This is a genomic window from Chitinophaga rupis (genome assembly GCF_900109685.1).
GTDB lineage: Bacteria > Bacteroidota > Bacteroidia > Chitinophagales > Chitinophagaceae > Chitinophaga > Chitinophaga rupis.
Genome location: NZ_FOBB01000005.1, coordinates 58,729 through 80,483 on the forward strand (window position 1 = coordinate 58,729; position 21,755 = coordinate 80,483).

Annotated in this window: 23 protein-coding genes; 7 read left to right on the forward strand and 16 right to left on the reverse strand. The window is 47.4% G+C overall.

Going from position 1 to position 21,755, the window contains the following annotated elements:
- Positions 1-90: 90 nt before the first annotated feature.
- The 8 genes from BMZ54_RS19695 to BMZ54_RS19730 form a co-directional block, all read right to left on the reverse strand.
- Positions 91-402, reverse strand: coding sequence for a DUF59 domain-containing protein (locus tag BMZ54_RS19695; RefSeq protein WP_089915949.1), 312 nt, complete (start codon positions 400-402; stop codon positions 91-93).
- A 22-nt stretch (positions 403-424) separates the two neighbouring features.
- The gene (locus BMZ54_RS19700) at positions 425-850 is read right to left on the reverse strand and encodes a SufE family protein (protein ID WP_089915954.1); all 426 of its coding nucleotides are present in this window, start codon (positions 848-850) and stop codon (positions 425-427) included.
- A 13-nt stretch (positions 851-863) separates the two neighbouring features.
- Positions 864-2,114, reverse strand: coding sequence for an aminotransferase class V-fold PLP-dependent enzyme (locus BMZ54_RS19705; RefSeq protein WP_089915957.1), 1,251 nt, complete (start codon positions 2,112-2,114; stop codon positions 864-866).
- A gap of 99 nt (positions 2,115-2,213) precedes the next feature.
- Entirely contained in the window at positions 2,214-3,518 is a 1,305-nt protein-coding gene (sufD, locus tag BMZ54_RS19710; protein WP_089915960.1) for a Fe-S cluster assembly protein SufD, read from the reverse strand.
- A gap of 207 nt (positions 3,519-3,725) precedes the next feature.
- Positions 3,726-4,481, reverse strand: coding sequence for a Fe-S cluster assembly ATPase SufC (gene sufC, locus BMZ54_RS19715; protein ID WP_089915964.1), 756 nt, complete (start codon positions 4,479-4,481; stop codon positions 3,726-3,728).
- Between the two features lie 39 nt (positions 4,482-4,520).
- Complete coding sequence (gene sufB, locus BMZ54_RS19720; RefSeq protein ID WP_089915967.1) at positions 4,521-5,966, reverse strand: Fe-S cluster assembly protein SufB; 1,446 nt, start codon at positions 5,964-5,966, stop codon at positions 4,521-4,523.
- A gap of 122 nt (positions 5,967-6,088) precedes the next feature.
- Positions 6,089-6,415, reverse strand: a complete 327-nt coding sequence (locus BMZ54_RS19725; protein WP_089915970.1) for a HesB/IscA family protein — start codon at positions 6,413-6,415, stop codon at positions 6,089-6,091.
- A gap of 71 nt (positions 6,416-6,486) precedes the next feature.
- Positions 6,487-7,038 (reverse strand): NADPH-dependent FMN reductase, encoded by a 552-nt coding sequence (locus BMZ54_RS19730; protein WP_089915974.1) that lies wholly within the window; start codon positions 7,036-7,038, stop codon positions 6,487-6,489.
- Positions 7,039-7,192: 154 nt separating this feature from the next.
- Here BMZ54_RS19730 and BMZ54_RS19735 point away from each other — a divergent pair, with 154 nt between their 5' ends.
- Positions 7,193-7,846 carry a helix-turn-helix transcriptional regulator gene (locus tag BMZ54_RS19735; protein ID WP_238386630.1) on the forward strand — a complete coding sequence of 218 codons (654 nt, stop codon included), beginning with the start codon at positions 7,193-7,195 and terminating at the stop codon, positions 7,844-7,846.
- Between the two features lie 14 nt (positions 7,847-7,860).
- Here BMZ54_RS19735 and BMZ54_RS19740 read toward each other — a convergent pair whose 3' ends face one another.
- From BMZ54_RS19740 to BMZ54_RS19755, 5 genes are all read right to left on the reverse strand, one after another.
- Entirely contained in the window at positions 7,861-8,274 is a 414-nt protein-coding gene (locus BMZ54_RS19740; protein ID WP_089915978.1) for an EamA family transporter, read from the reverse strand.
- An 86-nt stretch (positions 8,275-8,360) separates the two neighbouring features.
- Complete coding sequence (locus BMZ54_RS32970; RefSeq protein WP_156093021.1) at positions 8,361-8,528, reverse strand: hypothetical protein; 168 nt, start codon at positions 8,526-8,528, stop codon at positions 8,361-8,363.
- 60 nt (positions 8,529-8,588) lie between these two features.
- Positions 8,589-9,155: a DUF6934 family protein gene (locus BMZ54_RS19745; protein ID WP_089915981.1), complete on the reverse strand. Its 567-nt coding sequence runs from the start codon at positions 9,153-9,155 to the stop codon at positions 8,589-8,591.
- A 65-nt stretch (positions 9,156-9,220) separates the two neighbouring features.
- Positions 9,221-9,721, reverse strand: coding sequence for a GNAT family N-acetyltransferase (locus tag BMZ54_RS19750; protein ID WP_089917117.1), 501 nt, complete (start codon positions 9,719-9,721; stop codon positions 9,221-9,223).
- Between the two features lie 111 nt (positions 9,722-9,832).
- Positions 9,833-10,924, reverse strand: coding sequence for an AI-2E family transporter (locus tag BMZ54_RS19755; protein ID WP_089915984.1), 1,092 nt, complete (start codon positions 10,922-10,924; stop codon positions 9,833-9,835).
- A gap of 114 nt (positions 10,925-11,038) precedes the next feature.
- Here BMZ54_RS19755 and BMZ54_RS19760 point away from each other — a divergent pair, with 114 nt between their 5' ends.
- A complete protein-coding gene (locus tag BMZ54_RS19760; protein ID WP_089915986.1) occupies positions 11,039-12,139 on the forward strand; it encodes a family 20 glycosylhydrolase in 1,101 nt (366 codons plus the stop codon).
- A gap of 56 nt (positions 12,140-12,195) precedes the next feature.
- Here BMZ54_RS19760 and BMZ54_RS19765 read toward each other — a convergent pair whose 3' ends face one another.
- Positions 12,196-13,122: a helix-turn-helix domain-containing protein gene (locus BMZ54_RS19765; protein WP_089915989.1), complete on the reverse strand. Its 927-nt coding sequence runs from the start codon at positions 13,120-13,122 to the stop codon at positions 12,196-12,198.
- 238 nt (positions 13,123-13,360) lie between these two features.
- On the opposite strand from BMZ54_RS19765, the gene porG reads away from it, so the two are divergent.
- The 4 genes from porG (at position 13,361) to BMZ54_RS19785 (ending at position 17,458) form a co-directional block, all read left to right on the forward strand.
- Positions 13,361-14,221 carry a type IX secretion system protein PorG gene (porG, locus tag BMZ54_RS19770; RefSeq protein WP_089915992.1) on the forward strand — a complete coding sequence of 287 codons (861 nt, stop codon included), beginning with the start codon at positions 13,361-13,363 and terminating at the stop codon, positions 14,219-14,221.
- A 400-nt stretch (positions 14,222-14,621) separates the two neighbouring features.
- Positions 14,622-14,933: a hypothetical protein gene (locus tag BMZ54_RS19775; RefSeq protein WP_143081077.1), complete on the forward strand. Its 312-nt coding sequence runs from the start codon at positions 14,622-14,624 to the stop codon at positions 14,931-14,933.
- 142 nt (positions 14,934-15,075) lie between these two features.
- Positions 15,076-16,995 (forward strand): menaquinone biosynthesis decarboxylase, encoded by a 1,920-nt coding sequence (locus BMZ54_RS19780; RefSeq protein WP_089915998.1) that lies wholly within the window; start codon positions 15,076-15,078, stop codon positions 16,993-16,995.
- On the forward strand, positions 16,967-17,458 hold the full coding sequence (locus BMZ54_RS19785) for a DUF6265 family protein (RefSeq protein WP_089916002.1): 492 nt from the start codon (positions 16,967-16,969) through the stop codon (positions 17,456-17,458). Before BMZ54_RS19780 ends, BMZ54_RS19785 begins: the two co-directional genes overlap by 29 nt.
- Positions 17,459-17,839: 381 nt before the next feature.
- Here BMZ54_RS19785 and BMZ54_RS19790 read toward each other — a convergent pair whose 3' ends face one another.
- Entirely contained in the window at positions 17,840-18,652 is an 813-nt protein-coding gene (locus BMZ54_RS19790; protein WP_143081078.1) for a hypothetical protein, read from the reverse strand.
- 63 nt (positions 18,653-18,715) lie between these two features.
- On the reverse strand, positions 18,716-20,299 hold the full coding sequence (locus BMZ54_RS19795; RefSeq protein ID WP_089916008.1) for a peptide chain release factor 3: 1,584 nt from the start codon (positions 20,297-20,299) through the stop codon (positions 18,716-18,718).
- A 204-nt stretch (positions 20,300-20,503) separates the two neighbouring features.
- Here BMZ54_RS19795 and BMZ54_RS19800 point away from each other — a divergent pair, with 204 nt between their 5' ends.
- Entirely contained in the window at positions 20,504-21,751 is a 1,248-nt protein-coding gene (locus BMZ54_RS19800; RefSeq protein WP_162277613.1) for an ABC transporter permease, read from the forward strand.
- The last annotated feature ends 4 nt before the right edge of the window (positions 21,752-21,755 follow it).

The window sequence follows — 21,755 nt, forward strand, 5'->3', positions numbered from 1 at the left end:
CTAAAAATACAAAGGGTCTTGGTGTATGCACCAGGACCCTTTGCTGTAAAAGAAAAAGGCAAAGCCTGCGCTTTGCCCTTTCAATTATTTTTACATGAACCCCAGCTCCAGCCGGGCTTCTTCCGACATCATTTCCTTGGTCCAGGGTGGGTCAAAAGTGAGGTGCACATCCACATCGCTTACCCCTTCAATAGCACGCACCTTTTGGTCTACCTCCATTATAATATCGCCGGCAACGGGGCAGCCGGGTGCAGTAAGGGTCATGGTGATGCCTATGCGGTTATTTTCGCCGATCTTAATTTCATATACCAGTCCCAGCTCAAAGATATTCACCGGTATCTCCGGGTCATATACGGTTCTGAGCGTGGCTTCTATCTGATCCCGTAAGCTAAGTTCTTCCATGTTTTCAGTATTGAATTGTACGTTAACTTTCCATTTTTGCCATGTAGGCTACTGCATACAGCTTCATTTGTTTAAGCATGCTCAGTAAGCCGTTGGAGCGGGTGGGGGACAGGTGGCTGCGCAGGCCGATGGCATCAATGAAATAAATGTCCGAAGCTGCAATATCTTTAGGTGTATGGCCGGAGAGTACGGATATCATAAGGCTAATGAGGCCTTTCGTGATCACGGCATCACTGTCGCCGGTGAAGAAAAGCTTTCCGTCCTTTAATTCCGTATGCAGCCATACTCTTGACTGACAGCCTTTTATCAGGTTATCGTCGGTCTTATACTGTTCCGCTATCAGTGGCAGCTCTTTTCCCAGCTGAATAATGTATTCGTATTTATCCATCCATTCTTCCATCATGGAAAAATCTGCTATCAGCTCATCCTGTTTTTCGTTGATCGTCATGGTCGTCGGTTATTTAGCGCAGCATGGCGGCAGCCCTGTTCACGGCAGCTACCAGCTTGTCCACTTCTTCAAAAGTATTGTAAAAGGAGAGGGAGGCGCGTACGGTGCCGGGTATCTTAAACAGGTCCATCAAAGGTTCTGTGCAATGGTGGCCCGTACGTACGGCAATGCCCTGTTTGTCCAGCAGCTCGCCCAGGTCATAGGGATGAATATCATCCACCAGGAAGGAGATAGCGCCGGAGCGGTGTGCGGCCTGTCCTATAAAACGGATGCCGGGTACCTGTTGTAATGCCTGTAAGGCATATTCTATGAGCTGCTCCTCGTATTGCTGTATTTTTTCCAGCCCTACCTGCTGCAGGTAGTTTAAGGCAGCAGCTAAGCCAATAGCGCCGGATACATCCGGGGTACCGGCTTCAAATTTATAAGGGAGCTCGTTATAGATCGTTTTGGCAAAGGTCACGGTCTTGATCATATCGCCACCGCCCTGGTAAGGGGGCATTTTATTCAGCCAGGCCTCTTTTCCATACAGCACGCCAATACCGGTAGGGCCGTATATTTTATGGCCGGAAAAGGCCAGGAAATCGGGCTGCAGGTCCTGCACATCTATGGTAATGTGCTGAATGGCCTGTGCTGCATCCAGCAATACGGGTATATTACGTGCATGCGCCTGTGTAATAATGTCCTTTACCGGGTTAACGGTGCCCATGGTATTGGATACATAGGTTACGGCTACTATTTTCACGCGCTCATTCAGCAGCCGGGAAAATTCGTCCATCAGCAGCTCGCCCCGTTCATTAATGGGGATCACCTTCAGCTCCGCGCCTTTTTCTTCGCAGATCATTTGCCAGGGAACAATGTTGGAATGATGCTCCATAGCGGAGATCAGCACCACATCGCCCGCCTGCAGGAAGGTGCGGCCAAAGCTGCTGGCTACCAGGTTAATACTGTCGGTAGTGCCTTTGGTAAAAATAACTTCGTGGCTGTATTGTGCGTTGATGTAAGCGGCGGCGGTTTTGCGGGCTTCTTCGTAAGCATCTGTAGCTTTTTGGCTCAGGTGGTGTACGCCGCGGTGCACATTACTGTTATACCCGGTATAATATTGCTCCAGCGTATCCAGCACTACCTGCGGCTTTTGGGTTGTAGCGCCATTATCAAAATACACTAAGGGTAAACCATATACGGTGGCTTGCTGCAACAGCGGAAAATCTTTCCGGATGCGTGCTACGTCCAATGCCGGAGCGGCGAGAGTTGATACGTTGTCCATACGATTACGATTTCAATTACGAACTACGAACTACGAATTACGAATTGAGGTCACAGTTGCTGCATTCATTCGTAATTCGTAATTGACAATCCGTAATTATTAATTACTGATCACAGTTCTGATCTCTTCTGTCAAATAGTGCTGCAGGGCGGGGATATGCACCTGGTCGGTGATATCAAAGGCAAATGCATTCACCAGCAGGTGTTTGGCTGCTTCTGCGCCAATACCGCGGGAGCGCAGGTAGAACAGGGATTCATCACTGAACTGACCTACGGTAAAACCGTGGCTGCATTTTACATCATCTGCATATATTTCCAGCTGGGGCTGGGAGTTGATGGTGGCCTTTTCGCTCAGCAGCAGGTTGTTGTTCTGCTGGAAAGCATTGGTTTTTTGTGCATCCTGGTGTACATGTATACGGCCGGTGAATACGCTGTTGGCGGTATCCAGCAGCACGCCCTTGTACAGCTCATTGCTGTTGCAATGGGGCACCAGGTGATCCACAAAAGTATGATTGTCCACATGCTGATTGCCGTTAGCCAGGTACAGGCCATGCAGGTCTGTTTCCGTATAGCTGCCGGTCAGCGCTACGCTGGTATTATTACGGATCATGGTAGCTTGCGGCAATGCAAAATTATAGTGGTGGTAACGGCTGTAGGTTTCCTGCCGGGCAGCGGTTTGGTTTACGTACCGGCTGTTCTGTACAGCGTTCTGGATGTTGTAATGCCATAGTTCGGCATTTTCTTCCAGCACCACTTCGTTCACGCTGTTCACAAAGGCTACTGCATCATTATGCAGGCCCAGGGTGCTTTCTATTACCGTAGCCGATGCATGCGGATGCGCGATCCACAGGTGGCGGGGTTGCAGGAAAGCATGTTGCGTAAGCGTATATACGTGAATGATATGTAAAGGTTTGTCCAGTACTGCGTTGGCTTTTAGTTCTATGAAAAGTCCGTCTGCAAAAAGCGCGGTGTTCAGCGCGGCAAAGGGCTGATCTGCCAGGTGCGGGTGCTTGTCAAAGAAGGTCTTAAAACCTTTTTGCTGGGTAGCTTCGCTTAGTTTGGAAATGGTAATGTCCTTAGCGGCAGGTAGCTCAGAGAGTTCCGGTTGCAGGTGTCCGTTCACCAATACTGCACGGTAACAGGAGAGCTCCGGGATAAAAGCGGGCGCCAGCTGTGCAGCCGTTACAGGTAATGCCTGCTGCTGCAGCACAAAGGGCTGTTCCTTTAAAACACGCTGAATGTTGGTATAGCGCCAGGCTTCTGTTTTCAGGTCGGGCAGGCCCAGTGTCCGGAACCGTGCCAGCGCATCCTGCCGCACGCCATACAGCACATCTTCTTTGGGTGTAAGCCCATTGCCCCCATCCAGGATATATTGGTAAAATGGTGTTGTTATATCGCTTGTCATCCTTTTTAATTAATAACTAATAAAGAATAATTAATAATAATGGTGGCCGGTTCACCCTGCAACATCCGTTATTGCAATTACTCGTTTATTAAAACGTAACGGTAAATAATTAATAATTAACGATTGATAATTAATAGTGAAGGCCGGCTGTTAATGGTACTACCTCTTCCTGGATTATTAATTATTCATTCTTTATTATTAATTAATCTAGACATGAACTTCCGCCTCTTTCAGCCAGTCGTAGCCTTTTTCTTCCAGTTCCAGCGCCAGCTCTTTGGTACCGGTTTTTACAATGCGGCCGTTGTACAGCACGTGTACAAAGTCGGGCACTATATAATCCAGCAGGCGTTGGTAGTGGGTAATAACCAGGAAAGATTTTTCCGGGCCACGCAGCTTGTTCACACCGCCGGCTACAATACGCAGCGCATCAATGTCCAAACCGGAATCTGTTTCATCCAGGATGCCTAATTTGGGATCCAGCATAGCTAACTGCAGGATCTCATTACGTTTCTTTTCACCACCGGAAAAACCTTCGTTCAGGGAACGGTTCATCAGGTTGGCGTTAAATTCTACCAGCTGTTGTTTTTCTTTGGTAAGCTTCAGGAACTCTTTTGCTTCCATAGCCGGTAAACCTTTATAGGCGCGTATTTCGTTCAGGGCTGTTTTAAGGAAGTTGATGTTGGATACACCGGGTATCTCTACCGGGTACTGGAATGCCAGGAACATGCCTTCACGGGCACGGTCTTCGGGCGACAGTTCCAGCAGGTCCTTGCCGTCAAAGTTCACTTCACCCTGTGTTACAGTATAATTTTCGCGGCCTGCCAGTACAGAAGCCAGGGAGCTTTTGCCGGAACCGTTAGGTCCCATAATGGCATGCACCTCGCCTTTGCGGATCTCCAGGTCTATACCCTTCAGTATTTCTTTTCCGTCTACTTCTGCGTGCAGATTTTTAATCGTCAGCATGATATTGTTTGTGTTTCTCTGTTGTTTTATTCGTTATAATTATCCTACGCTTCCCTCTAATGTGATGGACAGCAGCTTTTGCGCCTCTACGGCAAACTCCATGGGTAACTGGTTCAGCACTTCTTTAGCATAACCATTTACGATCAGTGCTACTGCTTTCTCCGTATCAATACCTCTTTGGTTCAGGTAAAAGATCTGGTCTTCCCCGATCTTGGAGGTAGTGGCCTCGTGCTCGACTGTGGCGCTTTTGTTCCGGGACTCAATGTAAGGGAACGTATGCGCGCCGCAACGGTTACCGATCAGCAGGGAATCGCATTGGGTGAAGTTACGGGCGTTGTGTGCACGGGGGCCTACCTGTACCAGGCCACGGTAGGTGTTCTCTCCCTGTCCGGCAGAAATACCTTTGGAAATAATGCGGCTGCGGGTGTTGCGGCCCAGGTGGTAGATCTTGGTGCCGGTATCTGCAATCTGTTTATTGCGGGTAACGGCTACAGAGTAAAACTCACCCATGGCATCATCGCCCTGCAGGATCACGCTGGGATATTTCCAGGTAATGGCGGAGCCGGTTTCTACCTGTGTCCAGGAGATCTTGCTGCTATTACCTTTACAGATACCGCGTTTGGTTACGAAGTTGTAAATACCGCCTTTACCGTCCTTGTCGCCGGGGTACCAGTTCTGCACGGTGGAGTATTTGATCTCCGCGTGGTCCATGGCTACCAGCTCCACAACAGCTGCGTGCAGCTGGTTCTCGTCGCGCATAGGGGCGGTACAGCCTTCCAGGTAGCTTACGTAGCTGTTGTCATCAGCAATGATGAGCGTACGTTCAAACTGGCCGGTGTTCTGTGCGTTGATACGGAAGTACGTGCTCAGCTCCATGGGACAGCGCACGCCTTTAGGAATATATACGAAAGAGCCGTCGGAGAATACCGCGGCGTTCAATGCTGCAAAAATGTTATCGGAATGAGGAACTACAGAGCCCAGGTATTTCTTTACCAGGTCCGGGTGCTCTCTTACCGCTTCCCCAAAGGAGCAGAAGATAACGCCCATTTCCTTAAGCTTGCCTTTAAAGGTGGTAGCAACGGATACACTGTCAAACACGGCATCTACGGCTACGCCTGACAATGCTTTCTGTTCATTCAGCGGAATACCCAGCTTTTCAAAGGTGGCCAGCAGTTCAGGGTCTACTTCATCCAGGCTGTTGAGTTGTTTTTTCTTCTTGGGAGCTGCATAGTAGGATACTTTCTGAAAGTCCATTTCAGGCATATCAAAATGCTGCCATTTAGGAAGCTGCATTTTCTTGAATGCCTGGTACCCTTTCAGACGCCATTCCAGCAGCCATTCCGGCTCTTCTTTTTTGGCAGATATAAAGCGGATCACGTCTTCATTAAGACCAGCCGGCGCTATATCCATTTCAATATCGGTGGTAAAGCCATACTCGTATTCCTTGTTGGCAATATCATCGATTATCTCGTTACTATTTCTCATACTGCTTTGTGTGATTTACGATCTTAGGTTGGTGATTTTAGTTTAATATAAGGATTGTTACACCCGGGCCTAAAATCGTAAACCTAAAATCCTTTAAACGGTTACTTCCTACCTTTTTAACCTTATACGGCAAAACTTTCCCCGCAGCTGCAGGTCCTGGTGGCATTCGGGTTGTTGAAATACAATCCTTTACCATTCAGACCGTCCGAATAGTCCAGTTCTGTGCCGTAAAGATATAAGAGGCTTTTCATTTGTACCACTATCTTCACGCCTTTATCTTCAAATACCTGGTCGCCGGCTTGTTCATCCTGTTCAAACTTAAGCACATATTCCAGGCCGGAGCAGCCGCCACCCTTTACGCCTACGCGTACAAAAGTGCCGGGTACATGATTTTCCCTTACCATCTGGTCCTTAATGTATTCACTTGCTTTTTCTGAAATGGTAATCATATATATTAAGCTTTTAGCTTTTAGAATTTAGCTATTGGCGGCGGTTTTCAGTTAACGGCCAACAGCTTTTATTATATGGCTACGGGCCTTGCATCGGCCAGCAGCGTTATCATCTGGTCAAATTTGGTCCGGTATAAAGGTGCAAAGGTACTGCTATCCGGCTCAAATAAATGATCTCTTAATACCGGTATTGAAAAAGGCAGCACCCATGCGCGTAATGCCTTGGCCACCGCATCCATGGCATTAATACCCTGCATGGCCTGGGTGCCATTGGCCCAACTCACCAAAGCTACGACCTTTCCCGTTAAATAGGGGCGGCCATGCCTGCTGGTAAGCTCCAGCCAGTCAAGGCAGTTCTTCATTACCCCGGTCATGCTGCCATGATATAAGGGGGTAAGCCATACCTGCAGCTCCGCTTTACAAAAAGCATCACACATGGCCTGCACGCCGGCTGGTATACCAGGCTTAGCCGGGTCAAAGAACGGTATCTCTGTGCTGGCCGGACTAAACACCTCTGTGGTAAAGCCTTTTTGACGGAATGCATCCTCAAAATAGCCGGTTACCCGCCCTGCTGTAGCATGTGGCCGGTCATCCATGGAGCCGTTAAATATCAGGACGTTCATTTAACTATCTAATTATCAGTTTGTTAATTGTTATAACGTGATAAGATCAGTTGGGATGCTTTCTCAAAGGTCGTATAACCCTACAACAATATTTTTTTGAATAGCACAAAATTACGACATTTACAATAAAACAAGCAAGTACTTGGAAAATTATATGCCAAAGATCAAAGCTGCGGCCGACCGGTTTCTGGTATTATTAAAGACCCGTGGACCGCAAACTGCTGCCTCCCTGGCTGCCGAACTGGGCATGACAGGAGAAGGGGCCCGTTTGCAATTGCTGAAACTGGCAGAAGAAGGCTTGGTGGCTGCTACTACAAGCGCCAAAGGCGTAGGCCGGCCGGTACAGGTATGGAACCTGACCGCGCAGGGGAATGCCCATTTTCCGGATACCCATGCTGCACTTACCCTGCAGCTGATGCAAACCATCCGTCATGAGCTGGGACAGGAAGCGCTGGACCAGATCATTAGCGCTCGGGAAAACCAGCAGCTGGAAAAATACCGTGCGGCTTTGGATGGTATTGCCGATGTAGGAGATAAAATCGCCCGTTTTGCTGCCCTGCGCACCGCCGAAGGTTTTTTGGCAGAGTGGCGTAAGGACGGGAACGGCTTTACCTTTATTGAGAATCATTGTCCCATATGCAGCGCTGCTGCTCAATGTGTAAATATCTGCCAATCAGAGTTAAGGACCTTCCGCACCATCCTGGGTGATGAAGTAAAGATCCGCCGTACGGATCATATTGTTTCCGGCGACCACCGCTGTGTATACCGTATTGATGTTATGGAGAACCTGGCACTTAAAGAAGACTAAGTGCGCTTTTACCGCTAAAAGATGAGCACCAATGTACCTCCTATAATTAATAATGCCCCGATGGCTGTTTTCAGGGTAAGCGCCTCATGCAGAAAGATCACAGACAGGGTGATCGTGAGCGCTACGCTCAATTTATCTACCGGGGCTACCTGGGATACTTTGCCCAATTGCAAAGCTTTAAAATAAAAGATCCAGGAAAGGCCGGTAGCTATACCGGATAATACCAGGAACAGCAGGTTGTGTTTAGACAGGCTGCTGAGTCCCTTTGCCTCCCCGCGGGCCAGTACAATACCCCAGGCCATTATTAATATAATAATGGTGCGGATGGCCGTGGCCAGGTTAGAGTTCACTGCTGATACGCCTATTTTGGCAAATATGGCTGTAAGTGCGGCAAAAAGCGCAGAGAGTAATGCATAAAGCCACCACATATTATTAAGGATTTAATGGTAATAATATGAATAAAAAAAACCTGTCTGTTCAGACAGGTTTTTGATAAATTGAAAAACGTATGAAATTATAAAGATTGCAAGAGCTTCATAAAGGTAGCGGCTTGCTCTTTGGTTTTAATTATTTTGTGCAAAGAGGACCCATTGCGGATAGCGCCTGACCCTTTAAGGTTAGCTCCATTTTCTTTGGCCTTTTTGGTGAGGGCCAATAATTTTGCTTCTATGGATTCTTTCATGAAGGTAAAGTTAAGAAAAAAATAGTAAGGCTAAAAAAATATATTGAGGGCAGGTACCTGCTATTCTGCAATTTTTGAATTGAAAATGAAATAGTTGTACATGACCGGTGGTGGCAGCCGGCTGCCTTTCAGGATCCGGTCCGGTACCGGTTGTATATCTGTAAAATCAAAAGGATTATCGTACTGGTTCTTACCAAAGCGGGTAATGCGCACATAATACTTAAGCCCATAAATATTGAAGTACTTGCTCAGATAGTCATAATTCCTTTGCAGGAACATATAATACATATAGGCCCGCGCATTGTCAGAGCCATCTATGCCCAGGTAATGACCTTTATTATTGTTCAGGAAATTAAGCCCATCGAACAGGATAGTAGAAAATACACGGGAATAATCCTTATGGGATAGCTGGGCCTTGTCATTGATCTCGCCTTTTTTATCCAGCGGGCCAAAGGCCAGGTTATACACATTGGGCAGCAGGGTATGGCATTCATTACTGATCTCCACTTTCAGCGGTAAATAGGTACCGTCTTCCAGTTCGGTTTTAAAGGTACTGATGCGGAGGTCTTCGGAAATGTGCTCTATCTCATACAGGTTCTCAAAGTCAATTTTTACGGATATGGCCATTTTACAATAGGGGTATGGTTAAAGCACACAAATTTAGGGATTGAAAGTATTGAACGATCATCCATTTAGCCCTTTACTTTTTTCCCTAATATTTTCAGGCTCCGTTTTACGCCGTCTAATTCAGCAATATCGGGCATGTGGGCCCATTCTTCAAAGCCCATTTTTTCAAACAATAACAGGCTGGGCTGGTTATGTGCAAAAATAAATCCCAACAGGGTTTCTACACCTAAAGCCGGGCATTGTTCCATGGCGTAGCTTAGTACGGCTTTGCCCAAACCCCTGCCGCGGAAATCAGGATGCAGGTAAATGCTGATCTCCACCGTGGCATTATATGCCGGGCGGCCGTAAAAAGATTGCAGGCTTACCCAGCCGGCTACCTGGCCATCTGCTTCTACCATCCATAAAGGACGCTTACCCGGTATATGGGCATGGAACCAGTTTTCACGGCTTTCAACTGTAACGGGTGCGGTATCGGCAGTTACCATCCGGGAGGGGATGGTGGTGTTGTAAATATCTACGATCAGCGGCAGATCGGAGAGGAGTGCATTACGGAAACTGAGTGACATGGTGGCCAAAAATACAAATTATCATTATGCAGGCAACTACTCTTTTAACGAATAGCGGCCGCTTAGGGATCCATGTATTTTTGGCAATGTGATGCAGCGGGGCCAGCGGCCTTATTCATCAGGTGTGGTGAGCTTTATCTTTTTCTTTTTAGGCTTTTCCGGCAGCTCGCCCAGCAGAATAGCCCAGGGCTGCATTACCTCAATGTGCTCAAAAATGATCTTCAGGATGGCAATAATAGGAATGGCCAGGAACATGCCGGGGATCCCCCAGAGCAGGTTACCGGTTACCACACCTATAATGGTTACCAGCGCATTGATCTTTACCTTGGAGCCCACAATACGGGGCAGCAGGATATTACTGTCCAGGAAATGCACGGTGAGCAATGCAATACCTACCTGCACGCTGGCGCCAAAGGTGCTGGTTGTCATGGTTACCACCATACTAATTATAATAGCGGTAAAAATACCCAGGTAAGGAATAATGTTAAAGACGGCTGCCATAATACCAAGCAGCGTGGCATACTTAATGCCCAGCGTCCAGAAAATGGCGCAGTTTACAATGGCTACTACCACCATTTCTATCATTAGCCCGCTCACGTAGCTTTTGATAATGATGCGGGTTTGTTTTATCACATCCAACAGCTTCTCACGGTGTTTTTCCTGGAAAAGCCTTACCAGGAAGGCTATGAGGAGGGAGCGGTATAACAGCAGAAAAAAGGAATACAGCAGCACAAAAATGATGAACACCAGCATGGATGATACGGCGCCTAAGGTTTGGCTCAGGAAAGTGGTGGCAGAGCCCAGGGTACCCATGGCCAGCTGCTCCAGGTAATCCATTTGCTTATGCGCGTTCATGTGGAACTTTACGTTTATCCATAGCTGTAAGGAGTCCAGGCTTTTTACCAGCTGTTGCTGTAAATGCGGAAAGTCGGATACAAAGGCTCCCATTTGCGTAGTAAGCAGGGCTACTACGCTGGATAAAAGTATGATGAAGATGAACACTGCGCAAAAAGCGGCCAGGCCCCGGGGAAAGCGGAAGCGCTCCAGCATGTTGGCCAGCGGCAGCAGCATGATGGCCACCAGAAAGGCAAACACCAGCGGAATGAGGATGGTGGCGCTGAAATGCGCAATGTAAATGATCAGTATAAGTGATAACAGGGTGAAGGCCAGGCGCGCATTAAAAGGGAGTCTGCTCTCGTTCATCTTATATAAAGATTTATTCAAAAATAACAGGATTATTGGTTAGTTGGTTTATCTATTTATTATTAGTAGTTTAAGTGCCCATCACATCATCAATGATTAAACCAATTTAACCAGATGCAAAAATTGCTATACCTGTTACCGCTATGCCTGATATTGCTGGTACATGCTGACAGCCATGCACAGTCCACGGCAAAATACAATCCAATAGACAGCCTGCCGGTGCGCGGATTCTGTATTGGCGCACCTTCTGTAAAGGGGCTGGATGAATTTATCACCTTTATTCACAAGGAGCTGGCGCCCCGCCATATTAATACTTTAGTGCTGCGCATAGATTATAATTACCAGTATAAAAGCCACCCGGAGCTGAGCGATCCCGGTGCATTATCCAAACAGGATGTGGCCAAACTGGTACAGGCCTGTAAGGAAGAGCGCATCCATCTGATACCACAGGTGAACCTGCTGGGGCATCAGTCCTGGGCAGGCAGCACCGGTACTTTGTTACGGGTATACCCTGCGTTTGATGAAAACCCGGAGGTGAAAATGCCGGCTAATTATGTATGGCCCAATGAAGATGGCCTTTATTGTAAAAGCTATTGTCCGCTGCACCCCGAAGTGCATAAGGTGGTGTTTGATGTGATGGATGAAATTTGCGATGCGTTTGAAACAGATGCTTTTCATGCCGGCATGGATGAAGTGTTCTATATAGGCAATGATAAATGCCCGCGCTGCGGCGGCCGTGATAAAGCGGAACTTTTTGCCGGCGAGGTACGTACGCTGCGCAATCACCTGGCAGAGAAGCACCGCGAGCTGTGGATCTGGGGCGACCGCCTGCTGGATGGTAAAACCACAGGCATGGGAATGTGGGAGGCCAGCATGAACAATACCCACCGCGCAGTAGACCTGATCCCGAAAGATGTGATGATCTGCGACTGGCACTATGACCGCCCGGATAAAACGCCGGTGTATTTTGCCATGAAAGGCCTGCGCGTGATCACCTGCCCCTGGCGCAAACCGCAGGTAGCTGTAGCCCAGCTGGATGACCTGGATCATTTCCGCAGGGATGCTACCAAAGAGCTGAAACCAATGTACCAGGGCATGATGCAAACGGTATGGTCGCCGGCAGAGGCTTTCCTGGATGAATACTATGGCCGCAAAACCAATGCAAAAGACGGGGAAAATACTTCGACCAACTGCTTTAAGGCAGTGTTTAAATAATGAGTTAATGTGCTGGTATTTGTTATGAATGCATCTACCAGCACATTAGTGTCTTATCAGATATTCTTCATGTAGGGAATATAGATCTCGCACAAATTGGGACCTGTGAGTGACATAAAGAAATGATTGCCGCTCATTTTATAAATGCCTTCGCGGCAGCAGCGGTTAATAAAGTCATACATGGGCACCCCGGCGCTTACAAAGTCCAGCGGCACCTGCAGGCGCAGGTAATGGCCGCCTGAAATGCGTTTCCGGATTAAATTCTTTACCTGCTCGCTTAACTGGATATTGGCCTGGGTATCCTTAACGGGAATGCATACACCGGCATACATGCTTAGTCTTTCATAATCGGTAACCGGCACGGCATCCAGGGTACCGGTAACAATTTTACCCTGGGGCAGATCCAGCAGATCCAGCATTTTGCGGAAGCGCTGCTCGTAGCGGCTCATTCTCATTACCAGCTGGGCTATGGGGTCCTGGCCGTAGGAAATGAGGGTGTAGTACATGATGGAATCGGGCAGTATTACATGTTCTGCCCTTTCAAAGCTGAAAAAGTTACCGATAGTGCTGCCTTGCTGGGCATGTACGGCTGTGATCATGGCCGTCATTTCCAGGGTTCTTTTTTCGTTAGGCAGCTCCTCAATCCGGCGAAAGTAACGTGGGCTGCCGCCGAAATGGTTGGTAAAGGCTTTGGTGAAAGCGGCCATGGTAGCGTAGCCTGAGAGGTCGCTGATCTCCCCGATATTATACCCGCTGTGGCGCAGCAGGCCGGCGGCCAGTTCCAGGCGATGGCGTTTTACGTATTGCCAGTAAGGTTCGCCCATGATCTCTGCAAAGATGTGATAAAAATAAGAGTAGGAGATCCCCAGCCAGTCTGATACTTCCTTCATGTTAAAGGACTCCATTACATGATCATCGGCATACCCCAGACCGCGCAGGGCATATTGCTCCAATTGATCTTTTGTGGGCGCTTTGGGCTTCATTAGCAGATAAAGGTTTTTAGTGAGGTTAGATTATGTTGTTGGCAAACAGTCGTTTATAGGTGTATGTAAAAAACAATAAATAATGTATTTTTGCCAATTAAAATAAAATTAATGTTTTTGGCAGGAATGGAGAAAAAATTATTAACGGGTAGCTGAAACTTATAACTTTATACTTTTTTTCAATTTTTTAACGTTATTAATAATAATTCTATTAGCCTCTTAAAAAAACCTTATCAAGTTGAAACAGATCAAATGGGTACTATTGCTTAGTTTTCTGGCCCCACTCAGCACGTTTGCACAAGACTGGCATATTGGTGGCTTTGCCGGAATCAGTAATTACAGCGGCGATCTTGCACAGCAGCGGGTAGATATGAAGTATACACGTCCTGCGCTGGGCCTGATGGTAAAAAGAGACATCAACCGTTATCTGACCTTACGGGCTGGTCTTAACTGGGGCCACATTGCAGGCGCCGACAGCACCAATGAAAGTAAGGCATTGATCGCGCGCAACCTGAGCTTCCGTTCTGTGATATGGGATGGGCATTTCATCGCAGAATTTAATTTCCTGGATATTTACGAGAAAGGGTTTACTCCCTATGTATTTGGGGGGATCGCACTTTTCCAGTTCTACCCTACTACAAAAGATTCGCTGGGCAATACGGTTCCTTTGCGCCGCCTGAGCACTGAAGGACAAAACCTTGCGGAATACCCGGACAGAAGGCAATATGCACTGCACCAGTTTGCCATTCCTTTTGGCGCTGGTATAAAGGTGATGCTGAATGATACCTGGACCCTGGGTCTGGAAATTGGTTTCCGTAAAACCTTTACCGATTACCTGGATGATGTAAGCAAAACCTATGTTGACGAAGCCACCCGGTTAAAATACTGGAGAGGGCAGGAGGCCGTTAACTTTGCCTACCGTGGCGATGAGGTGAACACCAAAGGCATTACGCCCGGCACTTACCCTGCAGACGGTACTATCCGGGGATCTGATAAAAATAAGGACTGGTACATTTTTTCCGGCTTAACCCTCACTTATCGTATAGGCGGTGGCGGTATGTTCGGCAAACAAAAGTTTTCCAGCTGTCCCAAATACTAAGTACAGCAGCACCCATTTTGGCATAGTACTTGTTGGTTATGCGTACAATCATTCGCCCCCAACAAAGTCCACAATAAAAAAAAGGTATCCCGTCAACTATCTTGTTGACGGGATTTTTTTATTTGGCATACTCTTTGAAATATATACAACAGAACAGGTGTATAAGAAGCGAATGACCCGCCGGCAACTGCCATAAGGATCAGAAAACGCGAAGAGAGTAAGAACCAGAAAGGCCCGCCAGGAGGGACGCTTCAACTACCTGTTATAAATATACACCGTATCATTGCTCACTTAAATCCATCAACCGGCAAACCGAAAAACACAATCCACCTTTGACCATTCTCTAGGTAGCATCCACCATCTGCTCACAACAATTACTAAGAACTAAAATTGAAACAGCATGAAACGCGTACTATTCATGATGCTGCTGTTAGGGGGCATCGTATTATCTGCTCAGGCACAACGAGGGGGCTGGGGTTATGGACCTCCGGGACATTACAAACATTGGAAAAGAGACCGTTGCGATGACCGCCGTTATTATGGCGGGTATTACAATGAGTGCAGGGACCGCAGGGTAGTAGTGTATGAACGCCCGGTAGTATATGGCCCGCCGGTATATGTTGCCCCTCCGCCACCACCACCTGTAGTTTATTACCCGGCAAGACCACGTGCACACGTGGTGATTAATGCGGGTGTTACATTTGTCCGTTAATTATATATTGTGAAAATGCCTTGTGCTGTCTGAAATGTTTAGATGAAGATTGAAATAGGTAAAGTCCCGTCATGGATTAGTTCCGTGACGGGACATTTTTTATTGACATATTTTTAAGCTTACTTTGTCTTTTCATTTCGCTATGTCATACAAGCATTTAAAACACTTCATTGATACGCTGGAAAAGGCGGGAGAGCTGATACGCATCAAAACTTATGTAGATCCTAAGCTGGAAATAGCTGAAATCACCGACCGGGTAAGCAAATCGCCGGGCGGGGGCAAGGCCCTGCTGTTTGAGAACACGGGATATGATTTTCCGGTGCTGATCAACTCAATGGGCAGCTATAAACGTATGTGCCTGGCGCTGGGCGTGCAGGAGCTGGATGATGTGGCCTCGGAGATCGAAGGGCTGTTTAAAATGCTGTCAAAACCCAAAGAAAGCATCCTGGATAAATTATCTATGCTGCCCAAGCTTAGCCAGTTTGCGTCCTGGATGCCGAAAGTGGTAAGCGGCAAAGGTAGCTGCCAGGAAGTAGTGATGGCCGACCCTGACCTTGCCAAACTGCCGGTAATGCAATGCTGGCCTAAGGATGGCGGCCCATTTATAACGCTGCCGGTGATACATACCAAAGACCCGAACAATGGCAGCCGTAATGTGGGCATGTACCGCATGCAGGTGTTTGATAAAACCATGACCGGTATGCACTGGCATAAACATAAAGTGAGCGCCAAACACTTTATGGAGTACAAAAAGCTTAACAAACGTATGCCCGTAGCAGTTATACTGGGTGGCGATCCGGTATATACCTATTCTGCTACGGCGCCTTTACCGGAAAATGTGGATGAATATATGCTGGCCGGTTTCCTGCGCAAGCGGAAAGTGGAGCTGGTGAAATGTATAACCCAGCCGGAGCTGGAAGTACCTGCGGATGCGGATTTTGTAATAGAAGGATATGTAGACCCCGGAGAAGAGCTGATATGGGAAGGGCCTTTTGGCGACCATACCGGTTATTATTCCCTGGCCGACTGGTACCCGCGTTTTCATGTAACCTGCATTACCCATCGCAAAGATGCCGTATATCCCTCAACGATAGTAGGCATACCGCCGCAGGAAGACGCCTGGATAGGCAAGGCCACTGAACGTATTTTCCTGGCGCCTATAAAAATGACATTGGTACCGGAAATAGTGGATATGGATATGCCGGTGGAAGGCGTGTTCCATAACCTGGTAATTGCGCAGATCAAAAAAGATTATGCCGGCCAGGCACAGAAAGTGATGAACGCCATGTGGGGCGCCGGGCAAATGATGTTCAATAAAATACTGGTAGTAACGGACGAAGGCACCGGCATACAGGATTATAAACAGCTGGCGCAATATGTGTTCCGCCACCTGAACCCCGCTACGGATATTTATTTAAGCCAGGGCCCTATGGATGTGCTGGACCATTCCTGTTCTAAAATGGGTTTTGGCGGTAAAATGTGTATTGATGGAACGAAGAAGTATGAAGAGGAAATAGATGAGAATTACGAATTAGGAATTACGAATTACGAATTGAAGGAAGCGGTTTTAATGGAGCGGTTTCCGGAAATAAAGGGAGTGAATGCAGCGCTGCTGAAAATGGATATTTCCTGTTTGCTGGTAGCAGTAGAAAAGAACCGGCCTTTTCATATTAAAGAGCTGAACGACCGTTTATATGAACTGCCGGAAATGGCAGGTATCAAAATGGTGCTGTATGTAGAGCATACCGTGGATGTAAGCGACCTGCCATCTGCCCTGTGGCGGTTTTGTAATAACCTGGATCCTAAACGCGACAGCTTTGTAGTGAACCTGCCATTGCCCAATGGCAAAAGAAGGGCGGGCATTGGCTTTGACGGTACGCTGAAAACCCGCATCCTGGATAACTTTGAGCGTGACTGGCCCAATATTATTGTGGCAGATGATGCTACCATCCGCAAGGTGGATGAAAAGTGGAAAGCGCTTGACCTGGGGCCTTTTATAGCATCGCCCTCCCTGAAATACAAACACCAGATATATGGAGAAGAAGCGGTGGTGCAGCAGTAGCCTGTTCCTGCTATTGATGCTGTGGGGCGCTACGGCTATGGGGCAGGCCCGTACCGAAAACTTTCATTATTTAAACCTGCTGGAAGGTACCTGGAACATGCGTACCCGGGAAAGTGTGATCACGGAGCAGTGGCATAAGGTAAATGACTCCACCTGGCAGGGGCACACCTGGCGTATTGTTGGCCGGGATAGCAGCCTGCAGGAAAGCATGCAGCTGGTGCGCGCCACAGACGGCATTTATTATATTCCTGTTATGACCGGGCAGGCTAATAATACACCGGCACGCGTTAAGCTCACCGTATTAAAACCCATTGGCTTTATAGCAGAGAATCCCGCCAATGATTTCCCTAAAAAGATCACCTATCGCTGGAAAAGTGAAACACACCTGGATGTGAAGGTGGAAGGCAAGCAGGGAAATACGGTGGGGGAGTTTTTGTTTCAGTATAACAAGGAAGAGAAGTAGAACGTTTTTAATTACGAATTGAATGCAGCGAATGAAGCCGTTGTATTGAATTATGACTAATTACAATTAGTACAGGAGGTTTTTGTGGTAATTACGAATTAGCAATACAATTGTGAATGTTCTCAACAAAACACAATCCATTCGTAATTTGTAATTAAGTAATTCGTAATTAAGGAAAGCCGCTCCCGGGAACAGGTGCGGCTTTTTTTGTACGACCAACTCAAATTAAACTACGTTGCTATTTCAAGAAAGCAAATTGCTTTACCACGTGTTAATTGAATGATGCAAAAATAAGAGTACACTGCATAAGGCATTTATGCATTCGGGAAAACGATTTACGCGAAGCGGAAAGATGCTTTTGCGGTAAAAGGTGTTTAGCCGTTAAGCCTTTGTGGCAACGGGTTGCGGTGCTACTGCCAGCGCCGCCATTTTCTTACGGAGCAAATAATGAGCTATTAGAATTTCTGCCAATGGAATGCATAGCAGGATGAAAAAGGTAATGAGGATACCTTTCTGAATACCTTTCAGGAAATGATCGGCCTGTATTAAGGTGATCTTTGCAAAGAACCCGGTACGTAATACTTCATCAATACGCGAAGCCATTAGTTCCTTGCTTACACTTTCATCAAGGCCCAGCTTTTCCTTTAACATTTTGTGGATGGTATTTTTCATGAGCCGGGCTATTCCCTGGCCTTTTGAAATTTTCAACGCCCAGGATAAAAGCAGGTTGCTGCCCTGTTTCAGGGAAGCTTGTTTTTCCAGCAGTATATTATACTGTGTGTAAATAACTTCTGCTACCGCATCTATCAGCTGATCTGAGCTAAGCGTTGCCAGGGAGATATGCTGATCCTGCAGGAATGCCTTTACGGCTGCAGATGTTTGCGCATCAAAGGTGGATGGAATATGACTGATATATATTGCTGTATGGGCTTTGATATCTTTCCGCATACTGTTAAAGAAGCCCCATTTCATGAAGAAGAAACCTGCCAGCAGCGGTAATAAGATAAAGTAGGTATAAGCCAGCACCTGTAAGACTTTGTGAGAGCGGGGCGCCAGTATTTTTTTACGGAAGATGATCAGTAATATCAGTGTGATCAGCAAGGCGGCAATACCATAAAATACAGCGCCTCCTATTACTTTTGCAGGGTTAAAAAACTCACCGTATTGGGATAGGGTTTGATAAATTTCCTTCATAAAAGCATACAAGATAAGCCGCCAAGATATATAAAATTACTTTATGTATCTTGGCGGTACTTATTATTTATGTATTTCCGAAGTAAAGTGAAACTCTATTTCCGGGTTGTTAGTACGTTCTGTATTCAGGTACCATTCAGACTGGGCCAGGTATACCAGGTGGCCGTCCTTATCCTCTACTATGTTAGCCTGTTTAAAACGGGTAAATTCTTCGATCTTCTGTTTGTTGCCGGTAATCCAGCAGGCTTTGTAAAAGGGCAGGGTATTGAACTGGCAGGCTGCTCCGTATTCCTGCAACAGGCGGTACTGGATCACTTCAAACTGCAGGTCACCCACGCAGCCTATGATCTTGCGGTTGCCACCATGCTGGGTGAACAGCTGGGCCACCCCCTCGTCCGTTAGCTGGCGGATACCTTTTTCCAGCTGTTTGGTTTTCATGGGATCCTTATTCACCAGCTCTTTGAACAGCTCCGGTGAAAAGCTGGGAATGCCGGTGAAGTAAAAAGATTCGCCTTCTGTAAGGGTATCGCCTATCTTAAAGTTGCCGGTATCAAAAAGGCCTACCACATCGCCGGGGTAGGCATCATCCACCACGTTCTTTTCACGGGCCAGGAAGGTGTAGGGGTTGCTGAAGCGCACATCTTTATCCAGGCGTACGTGGTGGTAAAATTTGTTACGCTCAAAGCGGCCGGAGCATACCCGCAGGAATGCAATACGGTCGCGGTGGCGGGGATCCAGGTTGGCATGGATCTTAAATATAAAGCCGCTGAACTTGTCTTCCCCTACGGCAATAGGGCGGGTGCTGGCTTCCCGGTCGCGGGGTACAGGCGCTATCTCCACAAAAGTATCCAACAGGTCTTTTACCCCAAAGTTATTCACCGCGCTGCCAAAGAACACGGGGGCCTGTTTGCCTTCCAGGTAGGGCTTATTATCAAAGGGATCATATACGCCTTCTATCAGCTCTACATCATTGCGCAGCTGGGCGGCATCTTTGGCGGAAAAGTGTTCATCCACATAAGATGAGCTGAGATCGGCCAGCGGCACAATATCATCATCTGTAGCCTTTTTATTGGGCAAAAAGGATACAAAGCTTTTGTTATAGAGGTTGTACACGCCTTTGAAATCTGTTCCGCCGTTAATGGGCCAGCTCAGAGGCCGTACTTTGATGTTAAGCTTTTCTTCCAGCTCGTCCAGCAGGTCAAAGGGGTTTTTACCGTCGCGGTCCATTTTGTTCACGAAAATGATCACGGGGGTATCGCGCATACGGCATACTTCCATGAGCTTTTCAGTTTGCTCTTCCACGCCCTTTACACAGTCAATTACCAGTACTACGCTGTCTACCGCGGTAAGGGTGCGGTAGGTATCTTCTGCAAAGTCTTTGTGACCGGGGGTATCCAGCAGGTTTACCAGCACATCGCGGTATTCAAAGGTCATCACGGAGGTAGCCACGGAGATACCGCGCTGCCGCTCAATTTCCATAAAGTCAGAGGTGGTGTGTTTCTTGATCTTATTGGATTTTACCGCACCGGCTGTTTGTATGGCGCCGCCGAATAACAGGAATTTCTCCGTTAAGGTGGTTTTACCGGCATCCGGGTGGGCTATGATGGCAAATGTTTTCCGTTTGTTGATCTCGCTGGAGTACTTCATTCGTAGTTTTTGTAAAATGGGTGCAAAAATAGGTAAAATTTTTGGGTCCATGGTCCATAGTCGATGGTCCATAGCCTGGATCGTGGTGAAGTGGCTCATGGCCTGGCCGGTAACGCAGCGGGGGTAGTATTGCAAACTGCCATGGACCATCGACTATGGACCATGGACTACTTAACTATTAACTTAATAGTTTATATTTGGAATATGTTAGCTACCCTTAAAATACTATGGAACAGCCTTAAAATGGCGCTGCTGGAGCTGAAAGTGAATAAGCTACGCACTTTTCTCTCCTTACTGGGCATTACCATTGGCATCTTTTGCATTATTGCCGTTTTTACCGTTACAGACAGTATGGAAAACAACATCCGCAGCGATGTACAGGCATTGGGCAGTGATGTGATCTATATACAGAAATGGCCCTGGGGCGGCGGGGGCGAATATCCCTGGTGGAAATACATGAACCGTCCGGAACCTGAGCACAAGGAGCTGAAGGTGATACAGGATAAAGTGCAGAGCGCTTCTTCTGCTGCATTTGCTTTTTCGGCCTACAGTAAAAAAATAGAGTACCGGGACGATTATATGGATGGGGTAGAGGTGATGGCGGTATCACAGGATTTTGATAAGATCCAGAACCCGGCGATCATTAACGGGCGTTATTTTACAGGTAATGAGAACAGCTCCAACGTAGTGATATTGGGCGCCAACATCTGGGAAGGGCTATTCGGCAGTTCGGAAGCCGCATTGAATAAGGTGGTGCAGGTGGCCGGCCGCCCCTGTAAAGTGATCGGACTGCTGAAGAAAAAGGGGGAAAGTCTGCTGGGCGGTATTAATTATGATAACGCCGTGATAGTGCCTTACGGTTACGGACGTACTATTATGGATGAACGCCGTTTTGGCGATCCTTATATTATGGTGAAAGCAGCGCCCAATGTGCCCCTGGTACAGCTGAAAGACGAGCTGCGGGGCGTTGAACGCGCCATGCACCGTTTACGGCCACGTGAGGAAGATGATTTCTCCCTGAATGAGATCACTACCCTGAGCGATAACCTGAACGGGCTGTTTTCTATCATGAATGTTGCCGGGGGGATCATCGCCATATTTGCCCTGATAGTGGGTGGCTTTGGTATTGCCAATATTATGTTTGTAACCGTGAAGGAACGTACCAACATCATTGGGCTGAAAAAGGCCATTGGTGCGCGCCGCAGCGTAATTATGATGGAATTTCTGCTGGAAGCAATTGTATTGTGCCTGATAGGCGGAGGCTTTGGATTGCTCATCGTGTATACGGGTACGTTACTGGCATCCGGCAGCCAGAGTTTTGCCATTACCTTATCCCTTAAGAACATTGTGCTTGGCCTGAGCATATCAGCTGTTGTAGGCATTGTGGCCGGGTTTATACCTGCTTTTTCTGCCTCCAAGCTGGATCCGGTGGTTGCCATCCGGAGCAATTAACATG

Excerpts from the sequence above, each read along its gene's own strand:
- BMZ54_RS19725 (WP_089915970.1), bottom strand. The coding sequence starts at position 6,415 with ATGATTACCATTTCAGAAAAAGCAAGTGAATACATTAAGGACCAGATG.
- BMZ54_RS19740 (WP_089915978.1), bottom strand. The coding sequence starts at position 8,274 with ATGTGGTGGCTTTATGCATTACTCTCTGCGCTTTTTGCCGCACTTACA.
- BMZ54_RS19700 (WP_089915954.1), bottom strand. The coding sequence starts at position 850 with ATGACGATCAACGAAAAACAGGATGAGCTGATAGCAGATTTTTCCATG.
- BMZ54_RS19750 (WP_089917117.1), bottom strand. The coding sequence starts at position 9,721 with ATGTCACTCAGTTTCCGTAATGCACTCCTCTCCGATCTGCCGCTGATC.
- sufC (WP_089915964.1), bottom strand. The coding sequence starts at position 4,481 with ATGCTGACGATTAAAAATCTGCACGCAGAAGTAGACGGAAAAGAAATA.
- BMZ54_RS19795 (WP_089916008.1), bottom strand. The coding sequence starts at position 20,299 with ATGAAGTACTCCAGCGAGATCAACAAACGGAAAACATTTGCCATCATA.
- BMZ54_RS19760 (WP_089915986.1), top strand. The coding sequence starts at position 11,039 with ATGCAAAAATTGCTATACCTGTTACCGCTATGCCTGATATTGCTGGTA.
- sufB (WP_089915967.1), bottom strand. The coding sequence starts at position 5,966 with ATGAGAAATAGTAACGAGATAATCGATGATATTGCCAACAAGGAATAC.
- BMZ54_RS19695 (WP_089915949.1), bottom strand. The coding sequence starts at position 402 with ATGGAAGAACTTAGCTTACGGGATCAGATAGAAGCCACGCTCAGAACC.
- BMZ54_RS19775 (WP_143081077.1), top strand. The coding sequence starts at position 14,622 with ATGAAACGCGTACTATTCATGATGCTGCTGTTAGGGGGCATCGTATTA.
- BMZ54_RS19730 (WP_089915974.1), bottom strand. The coding sequence starts at position 7,038 with ATGAACGTCCTGATATTTAACGGCTCCATGGATGACCGGCCACATGCT.
- BMZ54_RS19705 (WP_089915957.1), bottom strand. The coding sequence starts at position 2,114 with ATGGACAACGTATCAACTCTCGCCGCTCCGGCATTGGACGTAGCACGC.
- BMZ54_RS19745 (WP_089915981.1), bottom strand. The coding sequence starts at position 9,155 with ATGGCCATATCCGTAAAAATTGACTTTGAGAACCTGTATGAGATAGAG.
- BMZ54_RS19780 (WP_089915998.1), top strand. The coding sequence starts at position 15,076 with ATGTCATACAAGCATTTAAAACACTTCATTGATACGCTGGAAAAGGCG.
- BMZ54_RS19755 (WP_089915984.1), bottom strand. The coding sequence starts at position 10,924 with ATGAACGAGAGCAGACTCCCTTTTAATGCGCGCCTGGCCTTCACCCTG.
- BMZ54_RS19800 (WP_162277613.1), top strand. The coding sequence starts at position 20,504 with ATGTTAGCTACCCTTAAAATACTATGGAACAGCCTTAAAATGGCGCTG.
- BMZ54_RS19735 (WP_238386630.1), top strand. The coding sequence starts at position 7,193 with ATGCCAAAGATCAAAGCTGCGGCCGACCGGTTTCTGGTATTATTAAAG.
- sufD (WP_089915960.1), bottom strand. The coding sequence starts at position 3,518 with ATGACAAGCGATATAACAACACCATTTTACCAATATATCCTGGATGGG.
- BMZ54_RS32970 (WP_156093021.1), bottom strand. The coding sequence starts at position 8,528 with ATGAAAGAATCCATAGAAGCAAAATTATTGGCCCTCACCAAAAAGGCC.
- BMZ54_RS19765 (WP_089915989.1), bottom strand. The coding sequence starts at position 13,122 with ATGAAGCCCAAAGCGCCCACAAAAGATCAATTGGAGCAATATGCCCTG.
- BMZ54_RS19790 (WP_143081078.1), bottom strand. The coding sequence starts at position 18,652 with ATGAAGGAAATTTATCAAACCCTATCCCAATACGGTGAGTTTTTTAAC.
- BMZ54_RS19785 (WP_089916002.1), top strand. The coding sequence starts at position 16,967 with ATGGAGAAGAAGCGGTGGTGCAGCAGTAGCCTGTTCCTGCTATTGATG.